The sequence below is a fragment of the Curvibacter microcysteis genome, assembly GCF_028649455.1.
Taxonomy (GTDB): domain Bacteria; phylum Pseudomonadota; class Gammaproteobacteria; order Burkholderiales; family Burkholderiaceae_C; genus Curvibacter; species Curvibacter microcysteis.
The window spans coordinates 1,051,169-1,073,056 of record NZ_JAQSIO010000001.1 but is presented as its reverse complement, the minus strand read 5'-3'; the positions used below and the strand labels follow the sequence as shown (position 1 = coordinate 1,073,056).

General features: G+C 69.3%; 17 protein-coding genes. 4 read left to right on the top strand and 13 right to left on the bottom strand.

Annotation, left to right across the window (positions count from 1 at the left end):
- Positions 1-25: 25 nt before the first annotated feature.
- The 6 genes from PSQ39_RS04830 to PSQ39_RS04805 are packed head-to-tail and all read right to left on the bottom strand — an operon-like array spanning position 26 to position 8,013.
- Positions 26-1,267, bottom strand: a complete 1,242-nt coding sequence (locus tag PSQ39_RS04830) for a beta-ketoacyl-[acyl-carrier-protein] synthase family protein (protein ID WP_273925538.1) — start codon at positions 1,265-1,267, stop codon at positions 26-28.
- Entirely contained in the window at positions 1,264-1,527 is a 264-nt protein-coding gene (locus PSQ39_RS04825) for an acyl carrier protein (protein WP_273925537.1), read from the bottom strand. Before PSQ39_RS04825 ends, PSQ39_RS04830 begins: the two co-directional genes overlap by 4 nt.
- 28 nt (positions 1,528-1,555) lie before the next feature.
- Positions 1,556-2,407, bottom strand: a complete 852-nt coding sequence (locus PSQ39_RS04820) for an alpha/beta hydrolase (RefSeq protein ID WP_273925536.1) — start codon at positions 2,405-2,407, stop codon at positions 1,556-1,558.
- Positions 2,407-5,484, bottom strand: a complete 3,078-nt coding sequence (locus PSQ39_RS04815) for an efflux RND transporter permease subunit (RefSeq protein WP_273925535.1) — start codon at positions 5,482-5,484, stop codon at positions 2,407-2,409. Before PSQ39_RS04815 ends, PSQ39_RS04820 begins: the two co-directional genes overlap by 1 nt.
- Positions 5,481-6,704: an efflux RND transporter periplasmic adaptor subunit gene (locus PSQ39_RS04810; RefSeq protein WP_273925534.1), complete on the bottom strand. Its 1,224-nt coding sequence runs from the start codon at positions 6,702-6,704 to the stop codon at positions 5,481-5,483. Before PSQ39_RS04810 ends, PSQ39_RS04815 begins: the two co-directional genes overlap by 4 nt.
- A gap of 40 nt (positions 6,705-6,744) precedes the next feature.
- Positions 6,745-8,013, bottom strand: coding sequence for a TolC family protein (locus PSQ39_RS04805; RefSeq protein ID WP_273925533.1), 1,269 nt, complete (start codon positions 8,011-8,013; stop codon positions 6,745-6,747).
- A gap of 104 nt (positions 8,014-8,117) precedes the next feature.
- Here PSQ39_RS04805 and PSQ39_RS04800 point away from each other — a divergent pair, with 104 nt between their 5' ends.
- The 3 genes from PSQ39_RS04800 (at position 8,118) to PSQ39_RS04790 (ending at position 10,895) form a co-directional block, all read left to right on the top strand.
- Positions 8,118-8,810, top strand: coding sequence for a response regulator transcription factor (locus PSQ39_RS04800; RefSeq protein ID WP_273925532.1), 693 nt, complete (start codon positions 8,118-8,120; stop codon positions 8,808-8,810).
- Positions 8,800-10,245 (top strand): sensor histidine kinase, encoded by a 1,446-nt coding sequence (locus PSQ39_RS04795; RefSeq protein WP_273925531.1) that lies wholly within the window; start codon positions 8,800-8,802, stop codon positions 10,243-10,245. Before PSQ39_RS04800 ends, PSQ39_RS04795 begins: the two co-directional genes overlap by 11 nt.
- 71 nt (positions 10,246-10,316) lie before the next feature.
- Entirely contained in the window at positions 10,317-10,895 is a 579-nt protein-coding gene (locus tag PSQ39_RS04790) for a hemerythrin domain-containing protein (protein ID WP_273925530.1), read from the top strand.
- Between the two features lie 32 nt (positions 10,896-10,927).
- Here PSQ39_RS04790 and PSQ39_RS04785 read toward each other — a convergent pair whose 3' ends face one another.
- The 7 genes from PSQ39_RS04785 to PSQ39_RS04755 form a co-directional block, all read right to left on the bottom strand.
- The gene (locus tag PSQ39_RS04785; RefSeq protein WP_273925529.1) at positions 10,928-12,295 is read right to left on the bottom strand and encodes a TolC family protein; all 1,368 of its coding nucleotides are present in this window, start codon (positions 12,293-12,295) and stop codon (positions 10,928-10,930) included.
- A complete protein-coding gene (locus tag PSQ39_RS04780) occupies positions 12,292-12,633 on the bottom strand; it encodes a DUF3240 family protein (RefSeq protein ID WP_273925528.1) in 342 nt (113 codons plus the stop codon). Before PSQ39_RS04780 ends, PSQ39_RS04785 begins: the two co-directional genes overlap by 4 nt.
- Positions 12,630-15,722 (bottom strand): efflux RND transporter permease subunit, encoded by a 3,093-nt coding sequence (locus tag PSQ39_RS04775; RefSeq protein WP_273925527.1) that lies wholly within the window; start codon positions 15,720-15,722, stop codon positions 12,630-12,632. The genes PSQ39_RS04780 and PSQ39_RS04775 overlap by 4 nt, the downstream gene beginning before the upstream one ends.
- Complete coding sequence (locus PSQ39_RS04770) at positions 15,722-16,885, bottom strand: efflux RND transporter periplasmic adaptor subunit (protein ID WP_273925526.1); 1,164 nt, start codon at positions 16,883-16,885, stop codon at positions 15,722-15,724. The genes PSQ39_RS04775 and PSQ39_RS04770 overlap by 1 nt, the downstream gene beginning before the upstream one ends.
- A gap of 50 nt (positions 16,886-16,935) precedes the next feature.
- A complete protein-coding gene (locus tag PSQ39_RS04765; RefSeq protein WP_273925525.1) occupies positions 16,936-18,387 on the bottom strand; it encodes a sensor histidine kinase in 1,452 nt (483 codons plus the stop codon).
- The gene (locus PSQ39_RS04760; RefSeq protein ID WP_273925524.1) at positions 18,384-19,055 is read right to left on the bottom strand and encodes a response regulator; all 672 of its coding nucleotides are present in this window, start codon (positions 19,053-19,055) and stop codon (positions 18,384-18,386) included. The genes PSQ39_RS04765 and PSQ39_RS04760 overlap by 4 nt, the downstream gene beginning before the upstream one ends.
- Positions 19,056-19,197: 142 nt before the next feature.
- A complete protein-coding gene (locus PSQ39_RS04755) occupies positions 19,198-20,295 on the bottom strand; it encodes an alkene reductase (RefSeq protein WP_273925523.1) in 1,098 nt (365 codons plus the stop codon).
- Positions 20,296-20,535: 240 nt separating this feature from the next.
- Here PSQ39_RS04755 and PSQ39_RS04750 point away from each other — a divergent pair, with 240 nt between their 5' ends.
- Entirely contained in the window at positions 20,536-21,822 is a 1,287-nt protein-coding gene (locus tag PSQ39_RS04750; protein ID WP_273925522.1) for a YbfB/YjiJ family MFS transporter, read from the top strand.
- Positions 21,823-21,888: the final 66 nt, after the last annotated feature.

Below are 21,888 nucleotides of genomic sequence, written 5' to 3'. Positions count from 1 at the left end.
CGCTCTGCCCAGAGCGGCTTTTTTTTCAAGCGAGGCTGGCAATCAACACGGCGTTGGTGCCGCCAAAGGCGAATGAGTTCGACATCACATGGCGCAGGCCGGACACCGAGCGTGCCTCGCCCTGGATCAGGTCCAGCGCAAAGCCGGCCCCCGGGGTCAACAGGTGGGCGGTTGGCGGCAGCAGGCCACTGTCCAAGGCCTGCAGGGCCACCACCAGTTCCACTGCGCCGCCCGCCCCCAGCAAGTGGCCGTGGATGGCTTTGGTGGAGCTGACAGGCACGCCTTGTGGGCCAAACACGGCGGCCACCGAGTCAGCCTCGGCCTGGTCGCCAGCCACGGTGGCGGTACCGTGCGCGTTCAGGTAGCCAATGTCGCTGGCTTGCAGGCCGGCGTCACGCAGGGCTGCACGCATGGCCCGGGCCTGACCTTCGGCATCGGGTTGGCTGATGTGCCGGCTGTCACAGTTGGTGGCGTAGCCCGTGAGCTGCAATCGGTGCTGTGCGCCCCGTGCCTGGGCATGGGCTTGGGACTCCAGCACCAGGGCCGCTGCGCCTTCGCCCATGGCAAAGCCTTGGCGGTCCGCCGAAAAGGGTCGGCAGGCCGAGCCGGCGCCAACACCTTCGGGGCCGGTCGGTGCCAGCACGCGCATGGCCTGCCAACTGGCCAGCACACCGGGGCTGAGCATGGATTCATGACCCCCGACCACGGCCACGTCCAGCCAGCCGCCGCGCAGGGCACGCATGGCTTCGCCGATGGCCACCGCCGAGGACGCGCAGGCGCAGGCATAGGTCAGGGTGGCGCCTTGGATGCCCAGTTGCAGGCTGATCTCAGCCACCGCTGCATTCGGCATGGTGCTCAGCACCGTGGTGGGGCGGATGCGTTTTTGCTGGCCGTACAGGGTTTGGCACGTGCTGTCGAAGCTGTGTGCGCCGGCCATGCCACTGCCCCAGAACAGGCCCACATGTTCGGCGTCCAGCGCTTGGCGGTCCAGGCCACTGGCGGCAAAGGCCTGGGCCGTGACCGCCAGCGCCATGGCCGTGCCCCGGTCGGCTGGGATGCGCGATGGGGTGCGGACCAGGCTGTCGTTGAAATCGCAGCGCGCCAGCGGCAGCCAGGCCGGGTCGATGCCGGGCAGGTCCAGCGGCCAGGCGGTGACGGCAGAACGGGCCTGGCGCACGGCCTGGCCCAGCGCGTCCAGCGTCTGACCCAAGGGGGTCAGCAGGCCGATGCCGGCCACGCCCACAGGGTCGAAGGAGGGCTTGTTCACGGCTGAGTGGCCTGACTGGCCAGGTGCTCGCGGATCACCTCGGCGAGGTGGCTCAAGGTGATGCCGCCTTGGCGGGGGTCCAGGCGCTCTTCGGGGATGCGCAGGTTGAACGCATCTTCGATGGCGAAGACGAATTCCATCAGGGTCAGGGAATCCAGGCCCAGGTCTTCCAGGGCGGCGTCGGGTCGGATCAGTGCCGCATCCAGGTGAAACTTGTCGACGAGGATCTGGGCAATGGTCTGGTCAATATCGGGGGTCATGGGCGGGCCAAAAGGGCCAAGGGTGGCGTCACCCAGCTGGCAAGAGAGAACGAACGAAATCCACGGTTTCCTTCACCACCAACTGACGGTCGTTGTCGATGCTGATCATGTGGTAACTGTTGCGAACTGTAACTGTTTTGAGACAAATGGACGCAGATGACAAACCTCGCGCCAGCAGCCCCAGGTTTTTGAGGCTGGCCACTTCGTCCTCTTCCGCGTGCAAGGCCAACACCTGAGGGCAGCGCACTTGAGCGAGGCGCTGACGCACATGGCGGATCAACCGGTCGTGTTCACGCAGGTAGCCCACGTCCAGCGTGGCGCTGCCGGCGCGTGAGACTTGCCGGCTTTGCAGCTCGCGCTCGATCCAGGCGCGGATGCGCTCGTTCTTCACGCCATAGGGCGCTTGTTCGCGGTATCGCCACCAACGTCCGATGGGCGTGTACAGCGCCAGCGGCAGTAAAAAATGCCAGGGCGGAATGGCCCAGCCGTCGTAGCGCAAGGTGGTGGACATCAGCACCAGGCCATCGACCGGGTGGGCGGGGTCCAAGGCCGAGGCCAGGGCCAAACCCGAACCCGCTGAGATGCCCACCAGCACCACGCGTGGGTGCCGGCGCCGCAGATCGGCGATGCATCGGTGCACCGCCGCCACCCAGTCCTCAAAAGGACGGGCGGCGGCGTGGGGCTGGTCTGCCGCAAAGGAATAGCCCTCGATGCGCAGCGGCACCACTTCACACCCCAGCTGGCGCAGCGGGCCGTTGACGCTCAGCAACTCATCCGGGGTGCTGCACAGACCATGCAACAAGACCACCGCCATCGGTTTTCCCTGTGGCGTGGCCGTGTCGCTGGGGCGCCAGGTCGGCGCCTCATGCAAAGAAACCATCAGTTCTTGGACTCGTTGAGCTTGGAGCGCGAGAACCAGGACACGTACAGGGACGGCAGCACCACCAGGGTCAGCAGCGTGGCCGTGACCAGGCCACCGATCACCACGATGGCCAGCGGGCGCTGGGTCTCGGAGCCGATCTCGCGCGACAGCGCCATGGGCAGCAGGCCCAGGGCGGCCAGCATGGCCGTCATCAGCACGGTGCGCAGGCGCTGCATGGAGCCCAGGCGGGCTGCTTCATACACCGTGTGACCGGCTTTGCGCAGCTGCTGGAACACCGACAGCATCACCACCCCGTTGAGCACGGCCTGGCCGCTGAGCGCGATGAAGCCGATGGCCGCCGACACCGACAGCGGAATGGCGAACAGCCACAGCGCCACAAAGCCGCCGACCAGGGCCAGGGGCACGTTGAGCAGGATCAGCGAGGCCATCTTGAAGGACTTGAAGGCGTCGAACAGCAGCACAAAGATCAGCAGCAGCGAGATCGGCACCACCACGGACAGGCGCTTCATGGCGCGTTCCTGGTTCTCGAACTCGCCCGACCAGTTCACCACATAGCCGTCGGGGATCTTCACGTTGTTTTGCACGCGGGCCTTCATGTCGGCCACCACCGAACCCATGTCGCGGTCCTTGATGAAGATGCCGATGGCCGTGGTGCGCCGACCCGCCTCGCGGGCGATGTTCATGGCGCCGCTGGTTTCGGTGATGTGGGTCACTGCACCCAGCTGCACATAACCACCGTCCGGGGTGGAGATGGGCGTGCGCTCCAGGTTGGCAATCAGGCGTTCTTCGGGCGGCAGGCGCACCGCGACGGCGAACTTGCGCTCGCCTTCCCACAGGCTGGTGGCGGCCTTGCCGGCCAGGGCGGCTTCGATCACGTCCTGGATGTCGCTCACGTTGAGGCCGTAGCGCGCGGCGCGGTCGCGGTCGATGTCGATCAGCAACTGCGGCACCTGGCCGTCGCGGTCGATTTCAGCGCGCGACACCCCTTGCACCTGCTTGACCTCGCGGGCGATGGCTTCGGTGATCTGCTTCATTTCGGCCAGGTCGTCGCCCGCCAGCTTGATCACGATCTGCCCCTTGATCTGCGAGATCGACTCCAGCACGTTGTCGCGGATGGGCTGCGAAAAGGCCGGGTCGATGCTGGGGATGGCCGACAGGGCGCGGTCCATCTCGTCGACGATCTTGTCGCGCGTCATGCCAGGGCGCCATTCGTGCTCAGGCTTCACGTCGACAAAGATCTCCGCCATGCTGATGGTCTTGGGGTCGGTGCCGTCTTCGGGCTGGCCGGCCTTGGACACGGTGGTGCGCACCTCGGGCACCGACAGCAAGGCCTTGCGCGCCATGCGCAGGATGCGGGCCGCTTCGTCGGTGGACACATTGGGCGAGAGCGCGAAGTTGACCCAGGTCGTGCCTTCATTCAACTCCGGCAAAAACTCCGAGCCCAGGCGCGAGGCCACCACGCCCGACAGGGCGAAGGCGGCCACGGCGATGGCGGCCACCTTGCGGCGGTGGTTCAGGGCCCAGGTCAGCACGGGTTCATACACCTGCTTGGCGCTGCGCACCACGCGGTTGTCGTCGTGCGGCAGCTTGCGGCGCAGCATCCAGTAGGCCAGCAGCGGCACCAGGGTCAGCGAGAAGATCAGCGAACCCACCAGCGCGGTCGTCACCGACAGGGCCATGGGCTGGAAGATGCGGCCTTCGTGGCGTTGCAGCGCAAAGATGGGGATGTGCGCGGCAATGATGATCAGCATCGAGAACAGGGTCGGGCGGCCCACTTCATTGGCCGCATCGATGATGGTCTGCTTGCGCTCGGCCTCGGGCATGTCCTCGCGGTTCTCGGACAGGCGGTGCAGGATGTTCTCGATCACGATCACCGCGCCGTCCACGATGATGCCGAAGTCCATCGCGCCCAGGCTCAGCAGGTTGGCCGGCACGCCCATGATCTTCAGGCCCATGAAGGTGGCCAGCAAGGCCAGCGGAATCACCACCACCACGGCCAGGCTGGCGCGCAGGTTGGACAGGAAGATGTAGAGCACCAGCGACACCAGCAGGGCGCCTTCGACCAGGTTGCGGAACACCGTGGTCAGGGTCTTGTCCATCAGCCAGGTGCGGTCGTAGAAGGGCTCGATCTTCACGCCTGCGGGCAGGATGTGGTCGTTGAGTTCAGCGATCTTGTCCTTCACGCCCTTGAGCACGACGCTGGGGTTCTCGCCTTTGCGCATGATCACGATGCCGGTGACGATGTCGTCGTCCTCGTCCTGGCCCACCACGCCCAGGCGCGGCACAGCGCCGATCTTGATTTGGGCAATGTCACGGATCAGGATGGGCGTGCCATTGCGCGCCGCCACCACGATGCGGCCAATGTCCTCCGGCGACTTGAGCAAGCCCAGGCCGCGGATGGTGTACTGCTGTGCGCCTTGGGCCACATAGCTGCCGCCGGCGTTGGAGTTGCCTCGGCCCAGGGCGTCGAGCAGGTTCTGGAAGTTGAGCTTGTAGGCGCGCAGCTTGTCCAGGTCGGGCTGGACTTCGTACTGCTTGATGGCGCCGCCCATGGCCACCACATCGGCCACGCCAGGCACTTGGCGCAGGCCACGTTCGACCACCCAGTCTTCCAGCGAACGCAGCTCGGTGGTGTTCTTGCCGTCGCCACGCAGGCGGTAGCGCATGATTTCGCCGACCGGTGTGGCGTTGGGGGCGATCTCGGCCTCCACGCCGGCGGGCAGGTCCACGCCGCGCAGGCGCTCGCTGACTTGCTGGCGCACCAGGTTGACGTCGGCTTTGTCGTCGTAGGTGACGACCATGAAGCTCAGGCCGAACTGGGTGTGCGAAAACACCCGGATCGAATTGGGCAGGCCCGACAAGGCCACTTCGATGGGCAGGGTGACCTGCTTTTCAACTTCTTCGGCCGCCCGCCCGGGGTACAGGGTGATGACGGTGACCTGGGTGTCGGTGACGTCGGGAAAGGCTTCGACCGACAGGTTCTTGAAGGCAAACACCCCGGCCATGGCAAACAGCAGGGTGCCCAGCACGATGAACAGGGGCTGGTGCAGCGCGTATTGAATCAGGCGTTTCATGGGGCGTCCGCCTTCTTGTTGCCGGCCTTGTTGGCTGCGTCGCTGGCACGGCCCATGGAGTCTTCCTGGGCCACGTGGAACTGGCGGGCCAGCAGCAGGGCGTTTTCAGCCACCACCTGCTCGCCAGCTTGCAGGCCCTGGCTGATCACCACCTCTTTGGGGCCTTCGTAGGCCAGGGTGATGTCGCGCGGCTCGAACACGCCAGGTTGGGTTTGCACAAACACCGCGTGGCGGGTCCCGCGCAGGGTGACGGCGGTGGCGGGCACCACCACGCCCTTGGGGAAGCTTTGGCGGATGCGGGCCGTGGCCAGCATCTCGGCCTTCAGGCGGCGGTCGCTGTTGTTGACCAGGCCGCGCACCTTGATGGTCCGTGTGCCGGGGTCGATGAAATCGGACGCGGCCAGCACCTTGCCGGTGAACACCACGCCCGGGTAGGCCGCGACCTCCAGTTCGAAGGGGGCCCCCGTGCGCAGCAAGCCGGTGTCGATTTCACGCGCATCGATCTGCACCCACAGCGAGCCGGGGTCGCTGAGCACGAACAGCGGCGGTACGCCGGGGCCGGATTGGTCTGGGCGCAGTTCCTGGCCGGGGTTCAGGTTGCGTTCCACCACCACGCCTTGGATGCCACTGCTCAGGGCCAGCTGCTGGTTGACTTGGCCCGCCCCGCCGTACAGGGCGGTGCGGGCCTGGGCACGCGCCACCTCGGCTTGTGCGCGGGCGGCGTCGGCTTCGGATTGCTCCAGGTCTTTGCGGGCAATGATGCCGGCCCCAAACAGCTCGCGTTGGCGCTGCACGGCTTGCTGCATCAGGCGGGCGTCGACCTGGGCGCGGGCCGTGTCGGCCTGGGCCTGACCAAAGTCGGGCGAGGCCAGGCGCGCCAGCGGCGTGCCCACTTTGACGGGCTGACCGACGTCGGCGCTGATGGCGGTGACGCGGCCGGCAAAAGCCGGGTAGATGCGCTGGGTGCGTTCTTCGTTCCAGACCAGGCGCGAGGGCAGCTCGATGGGGATGTCACGCGCGGGCTGGGCCGCCTGCGTTACCAGCAGCGCCAGTTGCGGGTGGCCGCTGGGAAAGCGCAGTTGCTGGCCTTGCACGATGGGTTGCGCGGCTTGCGGCGCAGCGATGGGGGCTTGGCTTTCGCCACACCCCGCCAGCACCAGCACCGTGAGGGCGCACAGGCTGATTTGGGCGGAGCGTTGGAGTGTGAACAGGGAGCGCATGGAAAGGTCCGGGGTAAGTGAACGCATCAACGGAGGCGGATCAAGGAGCGGCCAGCAAGGTGTCGGCCTGGGTGCGCAGCAGCCAGCTGCCGCGGGCGCGGGCGTAATCGGCGCGGGCGTTGATGGCTTCGATCAGGGTGGCGCGCAGGGTGCGGCGCGCGTCCAGCAGGTCCACCAGGGGGATGGCGCCTTTGCTGTGGGCCAGCTCGGCGCCTTCGGCCACGCGGCGCGCGCGCGGCAGGATGTCGCTGTCATAGCGCTGGGCCCGGCCTTCGGCGGTGAGCAGGGCTTGTTGCAGGCCTTGCAGCTCCAGCTGGGCGGCCAGGCGGGTGCGGTCCAGCGCGTTGCGGGCCTGGTTCAGGTTGGCCAGGGCACGGGCGATTTCACCTTGGTAGCTGTAGTTGGCTTGCAGCGGCATTTGCAGGCGCAACTCCAGCAAGCGGGTGGAGGTGCCGGGGTAGTGGTCCATGGAGGCGCCCCAGGTGATGTCGCTGCGCGTCAGCGCCTGGGCGTTGTCCACCGCGGCCTGGGCTGACTGCACCCGCGCCAGCGCGGCCCGCACGTCGGCGCGGGCCTCGACCACCGCGCCCAGGTCGATTTGGGTGCTGACGGAGCCTGCGGCGGGCCAGTCGGTCGCGGCGCGCGGGGCTCCCGACAGGCCCAGCACCTGGTTCAGGGCGGCTGCGGCGCGTTGCCGGTCCAGCTCGGCCAGTTGCACATCGCTTTGGGCACGCTGGGCTTCGATCTCGATGCGGGCCGCGTCCTGGGCCGCCAGGTCACCGGCTTGCACACGGCGGGCCGCCGTGCTGGCCAACTGGCTCATGCTTTGGCCAATGGCGCCGATTTCACTGAGGCGCTCTTGCGCCGCCAGCAGGTCGTAAAAGCCATTCAGGCCGGCCTGCAGTTGCTGCAGCTGCATGTCCTCGACATCGGACTGGGCGGCGTCGGCAGCGCGCTGGGCGGACAGGGTGCGCAGCTCGCGCTTGTTGCCGCGTTCCCAGGTCCAGTCCAGGCCCAGGCTTTTGTCGACGCGTTTGCGGTTGACCCAGCTGCCACCGCCCAGACCGTTTTGCAGGTCCATCTGGCTGGCCTTGGCGGTCAACACAGGCAGGGGGGCGTGGTCGGCGCTTTGCACATCGGCCTTGGCGGCGGCCGCCACGTCACGGGCCAGGCGCACGTCCAGGTTGTTGCGGGCGCTTTGCAGCACCTGGCCCAGCCGCCAAGGGCTGTCACCGGGGGGGCTGCTTTGCGCAAAGGTGGTGCTGGTGCAGGCCATCAAGGCCACCAGACATAGCTGTCGTATGCTCATGGCTCGTTTATGCCTGGGGCTCACTGACCACGACCTGACCAGAGTGCGGAGGGGGTGGGGCAGCAGCATCAGGGTTTTCCTCAGAGGTAAGGGGCATCAGGCTCGTGCGAATTCTCGTGATCGAAGATGACAACGTGCTGCGCGACGTCATGGTTCGCAGCCTGACGGAAGCCGGCCACCGCGTGGACCCGGCCGCCAACCTGCGCCAGGCCGACCATTTCTGGCGCGTGCAGCCCTTCGATGCCGTGCTGCTGGACCTGAACCTGCCCACGGGCGAGCCCGGCGGCGGCATGGGCAGCGGCCTGAGCCTGCTGCGCGCCGCGCGCAGCCGGGGTGACCAGGTGCCCGTGCTGGTGTTGACCGCGCGCGACCGCACCGAAGAACGCATCGCCGGCCTGGACGCCGGCGCCGACGACTACCTGGGCAAGCCTTTTGACCTGGCCGAGGTCGAGGCCCGCCTGCGCGCGTTGGTGCGGCGCAGCCTGGGCACGCAAGACGTGTCGGTCGTGGGCGCGCTCATGTTGGACCGCAAGGCCCGCCGCCTGAGCCTGCGCGGCGAGCCCTTTGACCTGCCTGCGCGCGAATTCGAGGTGCTGTGGGAACTGATGACCCCGCCTGGGCGCGTGGTCAGCAAGCGTGCGCTGGCCGACAAGCTGTCGGGCTTTGACGAGGCCCTGGGCGACAACGCCCTGGAGGCCTTCATCTCGCGCCTGCGCAAAAAGCTCAGTGGCAGCGGTGCGGGCATCCGCACCTTGCGCGGATTGGGCTACTTGCTGGAAGCCGGCGATGCCCCATGAGCTGAGTGCCGAGCAGGCGGCCTACCCCTCGCTGCGCTCGCGCCTGCTGCGCCATGTGCTGCTGCCCTTGGGCCTGACCTGGCTGGCGGGCTCGGTGGTGGCCATCTCGGTGGCCAGCCATTTCACCCAGGCGGCCTACGACCGCTCCCTGCTCGACGACGCCTACTCCGTGGCCAACAACGTGCGCGCCAACGACGCAGGCCTGGAGCTGATGCTGTCCACGCGCGAGGTGCGCGCCGTGCTGTTCGACCAGGTGGAAAACATCTACTTCGCGGTGCGCCGGCCCGATGGCAGCCTGCTGGCCGGCCACGCCGGTCTGCACATGCCCGACGAGGACGTCAGCCCCGACGCCCCGCCGTTTCGCTTTGCCAACATCAGCTACCAAGGCAAGCCCTTGCGCGCCGTGCGCCTGCAGCGCAACGACCCCTTGGCCTTTGAAGTGGTGATGGCCCAGACCACGCAAAGCCGCAGTGCCCTGTTGCGCAGCCTGCTGTTGTATTCGGTGATCCCCGAGGTGCTCTTGCTGGTGGTGCTGGCCGCTTGGTTGAGCCGGGCCATCCGGCGCGACCTGCAGCCGCTGACGCGCTTGCAGCAAGCCATGGAACAGCGCGACGCCCAGGACCTGACCCCGCTGCCCGTGGTGGCCAACACCCGCGATGTGCACCGCCTGGCCGCCGCCCTCAATGGCCTGCTGGTGCGGGTGGCGCGCGGCGTGCAGGCGCAGCGCGAATTTGCCGGCAATGTGGCGCATGAACTGCGCACCCCGCTGGCGGGCATCCGCGCCCTGGCCGAGTACGGCCTGGCGCAAAAAGAGCCCGAGGCCTGGCGCGCGCAGCTGCTGCGCATTGTGGGCAGCGAGGCGCGGGCCAGCCACCTGGTGGACCAGTTGCTGGCCTTGGCCCTGGCCGACGAGGCGCGCACCCAGATGCAGGCCGTGCCAGTGGCGCTGGACGCGCTGGTGCGCGACACCGTGCTGCGCGTGTTGCCGCGCGCCGATGCGGCGGGGGTGGACCTGGGCGCGCAAGGCCTGGACGAGCCCGTCACCGTGCTGGCCCAGGCCACCTTGCTCGAAGGCATCTTGAACAACCTGATGGACAACGCCTTGCGCTACGGACTGCCGCCAGGCGAGCAGGCGCGCAGCATCACGGTGGAGCTGCGGCGCGAGCCCGAGGGGGTGCAGCTGTGGGTGATCGACAACGGCCCCGGCATTGCGCCGCTCGAGCGAGAACGCATCCTGCAACGCTGGGTGCGTGGCGAAGACCGCGAGTGGATGGGCGAGGGCGCGGGCCTGGGCATGGCCATCGTGTCGCGCTACGCGCAGTTGCTGGGTGCGCGTTTCGAGCTGGGCAGCGGCCCCGCTGGCGTGGGCTTGAAGGCGGGCATTGTGTTGCCGGCCGACCGCGTGGTGCTGGCGCCGGGCCCCACCGTGACTTGATCTGCGTCAGGGACGGCGCGGGCCAGCCATGGCACCCTGCGGGTTTCCATTTCAAACTCCGGGGCAGCCACATGGCACAGGAATGCATCAAGGTCATCCAGGAAGAACACACCGCGTTGGCGGCCATGCTGCGTTCCATGCTGATGATGCTGGACCGGGGGCCAGGCGATGAGCCCGAGGGCTTTTTCGATGTCATGCGCGCGATGCTGTTCTACATCGACGAGTTCCCTGAAAAACAGCACCACCCCAAGGAATCCGACCTGCTGTTCCCGCGCGTGGCCCGGCATTCGCCCCATGTGATGACGGTGGTCGAGCAACTGGAGCGCGAGCACATGAAGGGCGAAGCCGCGGTGCGCGAGCTGCAGCACCTGCTGCTGGCCTGGGAACTGATGGGCGAGGGGCGGCGCGCCCGCTTCGAGGAAGAGCTACGCCGTTACGTCGGCTTCTACCTGGACCACATGCGCCTGGAAGAGTCGGTGATCATTCCCGAGGCCCGCAAGGTGCTCAACGCCGATGACTGGAAGGCCCTGGACGAGGCCTTCCTGAGCCACGTCGACCCGCTGGCCAACCCGCAGCGGCGTGACCCGGCCTTTGACCGCCTGTTCACGCGCATCGTGATGCGCGCTCCCAGCCCGGTGGGCCTGGGCTGAGGCGCGGGCCCACGGGCCCGGCGCCGTTCACATCACTGTTCCTTGTCGTGGCTGGGCGGCGTCCACATTTGGTGCGCGTCCAGCAGCAGGCGGCTTTGGCTTTCCAACACGTCCAGCCGGGCGGCGTCGGCGCTGAGTTGCGCTTCCAGCGCCAGCCGGCGCGATTGCAAGGCCTCGCCCAGTGGCAATTCACCCAGGCTGTAGGCCCGTGCGGCCAAGGCGGCGGCCTGGGCCATGCGTTGGCCGGCCGTGTCCAGCGAGCGCCAGGCGACTTCGCCCTCGCTGGCCAGCCAGGCGATGCGCCAAGCCTCGCTGCTCACGCGCTGGCGCACCTCGGCGGCCTTGTCGCGCGCCACCTGGGCCTGGGCCAGGGCGATCTGCTCGTCGGCCTGGCGCGCCGCCCCGCCCAGCGGCAGGGACAGGTAGATGCCGAACACCTGCTCGGCGCCGCCGCGTTCTCGCGCGGCGCGCACGCCCACGGAGGGGTCGGCCTGCTTGTCCAGACCGGCGCGGCGGGCTTGCAGTTCGGCTTGTTGGACCTGGGCCTCGGCCAGTTCCAGTTCGTGGTTGTCGGCCAGCACGCGTTCCACCCAGGCCGCCGCCCCCTCGGGCAGGGCGCTGGGGGCGGGCAGGTTGGCAGGGGCCAGCGACTGCACGCTGGCTTGCAAGGCCGGGTAGCGGCGCAGCAAGTCGGCTTGCAGGCTGCGCTCGCGCGCGGCGGCTTGCTGCCAGGCGGCCTGGGCGCGGCTGGATTCAGCTTCGGCCTGCAGGCCTTCGAGGCGGGCGGCTTCACCGGCCTGGATGCGGCGCTGCACCACCTTCAATTGCTGCTCGGCCAACTGGGCTTGTTCGGCCAGGGTGCGGCTGCTGCGGGCTTCGCGCAGCCAGTCGAACCAGGCTTTGAGCAGGCTGCGTGCGGACTCGTGCCAGGTGTCTTCAAAGGCCAGGGTGCTGACCTCGATCTCGGCGCGGCCCATGGCCTGGTCAGTGATCTGTTTGCCGGGCAGGCGCAGGCCCCGCTCCAGCGCCAGTTCGCCTTCGGTGAAGCGCGGGCCCAGGCTTTCTCGGCGTTGTTGCAAGCCGCTTTTGACGGTCCATTCGTGCGGACCGGCGGCCAGGCGCGCCTGCCGGCCCTGGGCCACACCGACGCCGGCGTGGGCGGCTTGCACTTGGGGTTGGCGCAGCAGCATGGCGCGCACGGGCGCGTCGGGCGGCAGCACCTGGTGCAGGCTGGCCACCCAGGGCTGGGCCTCGGGGTTCAGGCGGGCCAGTGGGTTGGTGTGGGGCGGGTGTTCGCCAGCGGCCAGCGCACCGGCCGCGTGGCTGGGCAGTGTGCAGGCCAGCAGGCCGGCCAGGACCAGGGCGTGGAGGCGGGCTTGAAAAGCAGCGGTGGGTGTCATGCGAGGCTTCCGTGGGCCAGCACCGGGGTGCTCCACCAATGCACATCGGGGTGGCGCAGGGTGTCGCGCAAGGCCTGCACCACGGCGGGCACATCGGCGGGCGGCAGTGGCCACTGCACCAGGCAGCGTTTGGCGCGGCCCTGCACCTGTTCCATGGCGCTGACCAAGGCCACGCCCGGGCCCAGTAGCTGGCCCTGCCAGACCGTGAATGGGCCTGGCGTGGGCCCCAGGGCTGGCAGGGTTTGCAGGGCGTCGAGCAGGGACTCTTCCAGTGCTGGCGGCAGTGACAGGGTCAGCAGGCACAGCGCTGCGGTGGGGGCGGTGAACTCAGTCGTCATGCGAGGGGGTGGCGCGCAGGCCGGTGAAAGTGGCGGTACAGCAGCGGCAGCAGGAACAAGGTCAGCACGGTGGCGCTGAGCAAGCCCCCCATGACCACGGTGGCCAGTGGGCGCTGGATTTCGGAACCCGGCCCGGTGGCCAGCAGCAGCGGCACCAGGCCCAGGGCGGTGATGCTGGCCGTCATGAGCACAGGGCGCAGGCGGCGCAGGCAGCCTTGGCGCACCACCTCGTCCAGGGGCAGGCCGCGCTCGGCAAGCTGGTTGAAGCAGGTGACCAGCACCAGGCCGTTGAGCACGGCGATGCCCATCAGCGCGATGAAGCCCACCGAGGCGGGCACCGACAAGTAGGTGCCGGTGGCCCCCAGGGCGAACAGCCCGCCGATCAGCGCGAACGGGATGTTGACGAACACCAGCAGCGCCTGGCGCCATTGGCCCAGGGTGGCGAACAGCACCAGCAGGATCAGCGCCAGCGCCACCGGCACCACCACGCTCAGGCGGGCGGCAGCGCGCTGTTGGTTTTCGAACTGCCCGCCCCAGGCCAGCAGGTAGCCGGGCGGCAGCTTGACCTCGCGGGCCACGGCGGCCTTGGCCTCGTCGACAAAGCCCACCAGGTCGCGGTCGCGCACATTGGCGCGCACCACCGACATGCGCATGGATTTTTCGCGCTCGATCTTCACCGGGCCGTCCACCATCTGCAGTTCGGCCACATGGCTCAGCGGCACCGAGGCGCCGTCGGGCAGGGGCAGGCGCAGCTGGGCAAATTGCTCAGGGGCCAGGCGCAGGCTGTCGCTGCCGCGGATCATCAGCGGCACGCGGCGGATGCCTTGCACCACGGTGCCGCTGCGCTGGCCTTCGAGCAGGGCGCGCAGGTCGTTTTGCACCTGCTCCACCGTGAGCCCCAGGCGGCCGATGGCGGCGCGCTTGAGCGAGATGCTGAGGTACTGCACGCCTTCGTTTTGGGCGGTGATCACGTCTTCGTTGCCGGGCACGGTCTGCACCACCTGCACGATCTGCTGGGCCAGCTGCGCCAGGGTCTGCGGGTCGGGGCCGAAGACCTTGATGGCCAGGTCGCCGCGCACGCCCGAGAGCATCTCCGAGGTGCGCATCTCGATCGGCTGGGTGAAGCCGATGTTGATGCCTGGCAGGTCTTGCACCGCCTCGCGGATCTTGTCGATCAGCGCCTCCTTGTGGGGCACGCCCCAGGTCTCGCGTGGCTTGAGCACCAGGAAGGTGTCGGTGTCATTGAGGCCCATCGGGTCCAGGCCCAGCTCGTCAGTGCCGACGCGCGCGATGATGCTGTCCACTTCGGGCACGGCTTGCAGGATGCGGCGTTGCAGCGCCAGGTCGGTGGCGACGGAGGCCTCCAGCGACACCGAGGGCAGCTTTTCAACCTGCAGCAGCACATCGCCCTCGTCCAGCGAGGGCATGAAGGACTTGCCCAGCAGGGGGAAGATGGCCAGCGCCGCCACCAGCGCCAGCAGCGAGCCCACGACCACGGTGCGCGTGTGGCCCAGGGCCCAGTCCAGCAGTGGGCTGTAGCGCGCCTCCAGCCAGCGCACCAGCCAGGGCGCCCGGTGCGCGTGGCCGGGCGCGGGCGGGCGCAACAGCCAGGAGGCCAGGGCCGGGATCACGGTGAGCGAGAGCAGCAGCGAAGCGCCCAGCGCAAACACGATGGTCAGTGCCACCGGGCTGAACAGCTTGCCCTCCAGGCCTTGCAGGGTGAGCAGGGGCAGGAAGACGATCATGATGATGGCCACGCCCGCGCCCACTGGCGTCGCCACCTCGGCCGTGGCCCGGTACACATGGTGCTGGTTGGGCAGGGCCAGGGCGGGGCCGCTCAGGCTGGCCTGGCGGGCTTCGATGTTCTCCACCACCACCACCGCCGCGTCGACCAGCATGCCGATGGCAATGGCCAGGCCGCCCAGCGACATCAGGTTGGCCGACAAGCCCCACTGCTGCATCAGCACAAAAGTGCCCAGGGCCGACAGCGGCAGGATCAGCGCCACCACCAGGGCGGCCCGTAAATTGCCCAGGAACAGCAGCAGCAAGACCAGCACCAGCACGGTGGCCTCGGCCAGGGCCTTGGCGACGGTGCCGATGGCGCGACCGACCAGTTCACCGCGGTCGTAAAAAGGCACGATGCGCATGCCCGGGGGCAGGCTGGCCCCCAGTGCGTCCAGGGTGCTGCGCACCTCGCGCACCAGTTGGCGGGCGTTGGCGCCGCGCAGGCCCAGCACCAGGCCTTCGACGGTTTCGCCCTCGCCGTTGCGGGTGACGGCGCCGTAGCGCGCCAGTTCACCCAGGCGCACCAGGGCCACGTCGCCCACGCGCACCGACTGACCGCCGTGCTGGCTGACGCTGATGTCGCGCACATCGTCCAGGTGGCGGATGCTGCCGTCGCTGCGCACCAGCAGGGACTCCTCGCCGCTGACCAGGCGGCCCGCACCGTCGTTGCGGTTGTTGCCTTCCAGGGCGGCCTGCAACTGGCTGATGGGCAGCTGGCGTGCGCTCAGCGCGGCCAGGTCCGGCACCACCTCGAAGGTCTGCACCACGCCGCCCAGGGAGTTGACGTCGGCCACGCCGGGGATGCCGCGCAGGCGCGGGCGGATCAAGGTGTCGAGCACGATGCGGCGCTCGGCCAGGCTGGCCTCGCCTTCGACCGTGAACATGAACATCTCGCCCAGCGGTGTGGTGATGGGGGCCAGGCCACCGCCGAGGCCGGGCGGCAGGTCGGCCATGACGCCGTTCAGGCGTTCGCTGACCTGCTGGCGGGCCCAGTAGATGTCGGTGCCGTCGGCAAAGTCCAGCGTGATGTCGGCGATCGCGTACTTGCTGCTGGAGCGCAGCATGACCTGCTTGGGGATGCCCAGCAGCTCTTGCTCGATGGGCGCGACGATGCGCGATTCGACCTCGGCCGGCGTCATGCCCGGGGCTTTGAGGATGAGCTTGACCTGGGTGGTGGACACATCGGGGAAGGCGTCGATGGGCAGCTCGCGCCCGGCCAGCACGCCGGCGCCGATCAGCGCCAAGGTCAGCACCAGGGTGAACAGGCGCTGCGACAACGCCAGGGCGATCAGGCGGTTCAGCATCACGGGGCCTTCGCGGGCGAGGCCGGGGCCTTGGGTGGCGCGGCTTCTTCCTGGCCCAGGCCTTGCCACACCCCCTTGAGCGCGGCCGTGCCCTTGACCACCACCGCGTCGCCCGCGCGCAGGCCGCTGAGCACGGTGACGCGCGCGCCGCCCCCGGGCGCCAGGGTCACGGCCACCGGCTCATAGCCCTTGGCGCGCTGCACAAACACGTGGGGCTGGCCGCTGTGCTGCACCACGGCCTCGGCCGGGATGCTGAGCGCGCTCGCGCCCTTGGGCGCACCGGCCGCGGCACCGCGCAGTTGCACAAACTGGTTCAGGCGCAGGCAGTTTTCGCTGCCCGAGAAGTCAGCCCGCAAGAGCGCGGACTGGCTGCTGCTGCTGACCTGGGGCGTGATGGCGGCCAGGCGCGCGGGCGTCTTGCAGCCGTCCACTTGCAGGCTTTGGCCGACCAGCAGCCAAGGCAGTTGCTGTTGGCTGGCCTGCACCTCGATGCTGAGCCGGCCGGCCCGCGCCAGGCGGGCCACGGGCATGCCGGCTTCCAGGCGCTGGCCTGGGCTGGCGTCCAGGCCCAGCACGGTGCCGGCGGCGGGCGCCAGCAGGGTCAGGTGCGGGTCGAGCTGGCGCTGCTGCAGCTGGCGCGCCGACAGGCCGGCCAGTTGCAGGGCCTGGGTTTTTTCGTCCAGTGAGACCTGGGCCATGCGGGCCTGGCTGCGGGCTTCGCGCAGGCGCTGCTCGGCGATGATGCCTTCGGCAAACAGCTGCTCGTCGCGCTGCAGGCGCTCGCGCGCCAGCTGGGACTGGGCCTCGGCGTGCAGCCAGTCGCGTTGCCACTCGATGAGCTGGGGGCTGAGCAGGCGCGCCACCGGCGTGCCGGCGGCCACGCTCTGGCCAGGGTTGACCAGCACGGCCTGCACCACACCGGCCAGCGGGGTGCTGACCATGTCGCTGGCCTGGCTGGGCAGCACCACCGTGCCTTGCAGCACCAGGTTGCGCTGGGCCTCGTCGGCGCCGGCAGGGGTGGCGGCCTGGGTGCGCAGGCCGGCGGCTTCGGCTTGGGCGGCACTCAAAGCCAGCAGCTCGGCCGCGCGCAAGGGCTGGGCGGGCAGCAGGGCCAGCAGGCAGGCGCCGAGCAAGGCGCTGGCAGAAAGGGCTGGGAGGTTCATGGCGTGGTTGTTATTTGTTACAGGTAGCCTAAGGCCCCGACCTGAATGTTTCATGAATGGCTTGGTCGTGGGTCCGGCGGGGCCGGCGGCAGATCCAGGCGCACTTCCAGGCCCGGGCCGAGGCTGCCTGGCGACCCGGGGGCGGGCGAGCACAGCGTCACTTGGCCGCCCTGGCGCTCGACGATGGTGCTGACGATGGACAGGCCCAGGCCATAGCCGGGCTGAGGAGGGCGGCGCGCACCGGCCGCCGCCAGCGCGTCGGCGTTGGGTTGGCCTTGTTGGTGGCGGCGCAGCAGTTCGGCCTGGTGCTCGGGCGCGATGCCGGGGCCGTGGTCGCGCACGCTCAAGCGCGCGGGCAGGCCCACACGGAGCACGATCGGACCTTGCGGGGCATAGCGCACGGCGTTTTCCAGCAGGTTGCGCAGCACGATGGCCAGCGCGTCGGCGTCGCCCAGGGCGATGGCCTCGCCGTCCTCGGGCACTTCCAGTTGCAGCCGGTCCATCAGGGTGGGGTCGAGCCAGAACTCTTGCGCCACGGCAGCGGCCAGCGGGCTCAGGGGCACGGGCTCGCGCGCCAGCGCGGCGCCTGATTCGGCGCGCGACAGCTGCAGCAGCTTCTCGGTGCGCCGGCTCAGCTGGGCCAGGGCGTCCTGGGCTTTTTGCAGTTCCTGGCGCAGCACGGCGTCGGGTTGTTGGCCGATCAGGTCTTGCAGGCCTTGCAGGCGCAGCCGCGCGGTGGCCAGTGGGGTGCGCAGCTCGTGGGCGGCGTTGGCGGCCAGGGCGCGCTCGGTGTCCAGGGCGCCGGCCAGGCGCTGCAGCAGGTGGTTGCTGCGCTCGGTGATCTGCAGCAGTTCGGCGGGCAGGCCGGCACTGGACAGGGGGCTGAGGTTGCGGTCGCTGCGCTCGTGGATCTGGTCGGCCAGCGTCGCCACGCTGGCCAGCTCCCGGCGGGTGATGTGGCGGATCAGCAGCGCCAGCAGCGGCAGCAGGCCCAGCAGGGGCAGCATCAGCGACAGCACGATGTCGAGCTGGGTGTGGCGCCGGTGGGCCAGCGCGTCGGCCACATGGATGCGGGCCTGGCTGACGGGGTGGGTCAGGCTGAAGACGCGCCAGTCGCCTTGCTCTGAAAAGCCGTAGCGCACGCTGGGCGCCAGCACCTGGGCGGGGGCGTCACCGGAGCGCAGCAGCAGCACGCCATCGGGGCTGGTGATTTGGTAGATCAGGTGGTGTGGCTCCAGGTGCAGCGGGAAGTCCTGGCTGCGTTGGGGCGGCGCCTCGCCCAGCACCAGGCCGGCGCCGTGTTCGGCGAGTTCATGGTTGACCAGGTCGAGCAGGCGCCAGGCGCTTTCGGACAGGGCGCTGTCGTAGACGTCATTGACCTCGGTGCGCACATACCAGGTGGTGCCCAGGGCGGTGAGCAGCCACAGGGCGCTGACCCACAGCACCAGGGGGCGGCTGAGCCGGGTGACCAGGCTGGGCGCGCGGGGCGGGGCGGTGTTCATGTGGGGCTGCCCGCCAGGCGGTAGCCCAGGCCGCGCAGGGTCTGGATGCGTTCGCGCCCGATTTTTCGGCGCAGCTTGCTGATGAACACCTCCAGCGTGTTGCTGTCGGTCTCGTCGTCAAAGCCGTAGAGGGCGTCGAGCAGGCTGTCTCGGCTGTGGATGCGTTCCGGGCGGCTGGCCATGACGCGCAGCAAGGCCCACTCCTTGGCCGTGAGTTCAACCGCCAGGCCGTCCAGCAGCACGCGGTCGCGCGCCAGGTCGATGGTCAGGTTGCCCAGTTGCAGCACCGCGCCATGTTGGCCACCACCGCCGCGCCGGCGCTCGACGGCGCGCAGCCGGGCCAGCAGCTCGTCGGCATCAAAGGGTTTGACCAGGTAGTCGTCAGCGCCTGCGTCCAGGCCACGGATGCGGTCGGTGATTTGGTCGCGCGCGGTCAGGACGATGACGCTGCAGCCCGGGTGCTGGCGCTGCAGCAGGGGCAGCAGGCTCAGGCCGTCGCCGTCGGGCAGGTGCAGGTCCAGCAGCAGCGCGCCCCAGTGGGCGGCAGGCAGGGCGGCCCGTGCCTGGGCCAGGGTGGCGGCGGTGTCCACCACAAAGCCCTTGCCGCGCAGATAGGCGCTCAGGGCCTCGGCCAGGGGGGCATCGTCTTCGATCAGCAGCAGTCTCACACAACGCCTTTGGTTGGGGCCCTGGATCTGAACACCTGCAGCTGAATCAGACCTGAACCCGATGGTCTGAATTCTGCCTCAGGCGGCTGCTGAACAGGCGCGCTGCACCGCGCCCGGCCCGGGCGGGCCCGGGTTCAGCGCCTCACAGCGTGGGGTAGTCGGTGTAACCCGCTTCGCCGCCGCCGTAGTAGGTGGCGCGGTTGCCTTCGTTGTAGGGGCCGTTGCGGCGCAGGCGCTCCACCAGGTCGGGGTTGGCGATGAAGGGGCGGCCAAAGGCCACGATGTCGGCGCCCGCGGCCACGGCGGCGTCGGCCAGTTCACGGGTGTAGCTGTTGTTCACCATCCAGGCGGCCTGACCACCGGCGCTGCGGTAGGCGGTCTTGGCGGCGACGTAGTCGAAGGGGCGGTCGGCCAGCTCGCGCGGGCCGCCGGTGGCGCCTTCGATGACGTGCACATAGGCCAGGCCCAGCGGGGCCAGCTCGCGCAGCACGTACTCGAACAGGGGCTGCGGGTCGGCGTCGATGACGTCGTTGGCCGGGGTCACGGGCGAGAGGCGGATGCCGGTCTTGTCGCCACCGATTTCGGCCGTGATGGCGCGCGTGACTTCGAGCAGCAGGCGGGCGCGGTTCTCGATGGAGCCGCCGTAAGTGTCGGTGCGCTGGTTGCTGCCGGTCTTGAGGAACTGGTCGATCAGGTAGCCGTTGGCGGCGTGGATTTCCACGCCGTCAAAGCCAGCCTCGATGGCGGCGCGGGCGGCCAGGCGGTAGTCTTCGACGATGCCGGGCAGCTCACTGAGTTCAAGCGCGCGCGGGGTGGAGGTGTCGACAAAGCCGGGCACGCCGTCCTTGATCAGCACGGTCTTGGTGTTGGCGCGGAGGGCCGAGGGCGCGACGGGAGCCCCGTTGTGGGGTTGCAGGTCGGTGTGCGAGACGCGGCCCACGTGCCACAGCTGGACCACGATCTTGCCGCCGGCCGCGTGCACGGCCGAGGTGACTTTCTTCCAGCCTTCGATCTGCTCGGGTGCGTACAGGCCGGGCACGTCGGCATAGCCCTGGCCTTGGTGGCTGATGGCGGTGGCTTCGGTGATCAGCAGGCCGGCGCTGGCGCGCTGGGCGTAGTAGGTGGCGGTGATGGCCGCGGGCACGGCGCCTGGGGCGCGGTTGCGCGTCAGCGGGGCCATGGCGATGCGGTTGGCCAGGTGCAGGCTGCCGGCTTGGACGGGATCGAACAGAGTGGTCATGGGAAAAGGGTTCCTGAGAAACAGTGGTTGAGCAGATGGGGATGGGACGCTCAAACTCCAGGGCACAGCGTAGCCCGCCGTGAAAGAGCTCGCTTGTGCAAGATCATGCACAAGGTGCTAGGCAGGGGCCTGTCGCCTCGGCGCCGCCACCGGCGTGTCACCCGCGGTGAGCGGGCTGGCGCGGCAGGCCCTACAGTGGTGGCACAAGAACCGCCAACACGGCGGACGGAGACACTCCCCATGGCCTCATCCCCCGCGGTGCCCGGGGCGGCGCCAGCCGCTGCCGCTGTGCCCACCTCCGCACCCGCCCCCGACCCCGGCCTCGGCCCCACGGGCGACCCCTCCCTGCCTGCCACCGCGCTGGCTTTGGCCTTGTCGCTGGGGGCGGCGGTGTCGCTGGGCATCACGCGGTTTTCTTATGGGCTGTTGCTGCCCACCATGCGCGCCGACCTGGACTGGTCTTACGCGCTGGCGGGCGGCATGAACACCGCCAATGCCCTGGGTTATTTGCTCGGCGCCCTGGCCATGCCGGCGCTGTTGCGCCGCCATGGGCCCGCTCGGCTGCTGCTGGGCGGGGCGCTGCTGGCCAGCGGCTTCATGGCCTGGAGTGGCTGGGTCACCGAGGCGGGGCCCTTGCTGCTGCAGCGCCTGTTGGCGGGCGCGGCCAGCGCCCTGGTGTTTGTCGCGGGTGGCTTGCTGGCGGCCCGGCTGGGGGCTTTGCAGCCGCGCCGGGCGGGCTGGTTGCTCGGGCTTTATTACGGGGGCACGGGCTTTGGCATTGTGTTGTCGGCCTTCCTGGTGCCGGTGGTGTTGGACGCCGCTGCGGCGCAGGCCCATGCCTGGCGCTATGCCTGGTGGGCGCTGGCTTTGGCCAGTGTGTTGGCCAGCGGGGTGCTGGCCTGGCCGGCCCGTCGCCTGGCGCAACTGCTGCCACCCGCAGCGGCCTCGGCCCCCCGCCCGCCACGGCTGGACTGGCGGCCGCTGGCGCCGGCCTTGCTGGGCTACACCGCTTTTGGCGTGGGCTACATCGGCTACATGACTTTTGTGGTGGCGCTGCTGCGCGAGCAAGGCGTGGCGGCGCCGCGCATCACGCTGTTCTATGCCTTGCTGGGCTTGGCGGTGCTGGCGTCGTCCCGGCTGTGGGCGGGTTTGCTGGACCGGGCCCGGGGCGGTGGCGCGCTCGCCACTTTGAACGCCTTGCTGGGCGTGGCGGCCATCATCCCGGTGTGCACCGATTGGTGGCCGGCCTTGCTGGCCTCGGGGCTGTTGTTTGGCGGGGTGTTCTTGTCGGTGGTGGCGTCGACCACGGCCCTGGTGCGGCACAACCTGCCCGCGCCGCTGTGGGGGGCGGGCATCACGGCGTTCACGGTGGTGTTTGCGGCGGGGCAGATCCTGGGGCCCACGGCGGTGGGCTGGATCGCCGACGGGCCTGGCGGCTTGTTGCGCGGCCTGGTGTTTTCAGCCCTGGCCTTGTGGCTGGGGGCCGGCTTGGCCTGGCGCCAGCAGCCTTTGCCGCAGGGGTCTTGAGGGCTTGGAACGGGGCTTGATCAAGACGGTCGGTTTTTATCAATGTACGACTGTATTGGTGTGACC

What these genes read in the sequence shown, in the direction of transcription:
- PSQ39_RS04750 (WP_273925522.1), top strand. Translation starts at nt 20,536, where the DNA reads ATGGCCTCATCCCCCGCGGTGCCCGGGGCGGCGCCAGCCGCTGCCGCT.
- PSQ39_RS04755 (WP_273925523.1), bottom strand. Translation starts at nt 20,295, where the DNA reads ATGACCACTCTGTTCGATCCCGTCCAAGCCGGCAGCCTGCACCTGGCC.
- PSQ39_RS04825 (WP_273925537.1), bottom strand. Translation starts at nt 1,527, where the DNA reads ATGACCCCCGATATTGACCAGACCATTGCCCAGATCCTCGTCGACAAG.
- PSQ39_RS04810 (WP_273925534.1), bottom strand. Translation starts at nt 6,704, where the DNA reads ATGCGCTCCCTGTTCACACTCCAACGCTCCGCCCAAATCAGCCTGTGC.
- PSQ39_RS04780 (WP_273925528.1), bottom strand. Translation starts at nt 12,633, where the DNA reads ATGACGACTGAGTTCACCGCCCCCACCGCAGCGCTGTGCCTGCTGACC.
- PSQ39_RS04820 (WP_273925536.1), bottom strand. Translation starts at nt 2,407, where the DNA reads ATGGTTTCTTTGCATGAGGCGCCGACCTGGCGCCCCAGCGACACGGCC.
- PSQ39_RS04785 (WP_273925529.1), bottom strand. Translation starts at nt 12,295, where the DNA reads ATGACACCCACCGCTGCTTTTCAAGCCCGCCTCCACGCCCTGGTCCTG.
- PSQ39_RS04790 (WP_273925530.1), top strand. Translation starts at nt 10,317, where the DNA reads ATGGCACAGGAATGCATCAAGGTCATCCAGGAAGAACACACCGCGTTG.
- PSQ39_RS04765 (WP_273925525.1), bottom strand. Translation starts at nt 18,387, where the DNA reads ATGAACACCGCCCCGCCCCGCGCGCCCAGCCTGGTCACCCGGCTCAGC.
- PSQ39_RS04770 (WP_273925526.1), bottom strand. Translation starts at nt 16,885, where the DNA reads ATGAACCTCCCAGCCCTTTCTGCCAGCGCCTTGCTCGGCGCCTGCCTG.
- PSQ39_RS04805 (WP_273925533.1), bottom strand. Translation starts at nt 8,013, where the DNA reads ATGAGCATACGACAGCTATGTCTGGTGGCCTTGATGGCCTGCACCAGC.
- PSQ39_RS04815 (WP_273925535.1), bottom strand. Translation starts at nt 5,484, where the DNA reads ATGAAACGCCTGATTCAATACGCGCTGCACCAGCCCCTGTTCATCGTG.
- PSQ39_RS04795 (WP_273925531.1), top strand. Translation starts at nt 8,800, where the DNA reads ATGCCCCATGAGCTGAGTGCCGAGCAGGCGGCCTACCCCTCGCTGCGC.
- PSQ39_RS04775 (WP_273925527.1), bottom strand. Translation starts at nt 15,722, where the DNA reads ATGCTGAACCGCCTGATCGCCCTGGCGTTGTCGCAGCGCCTGTTCACC.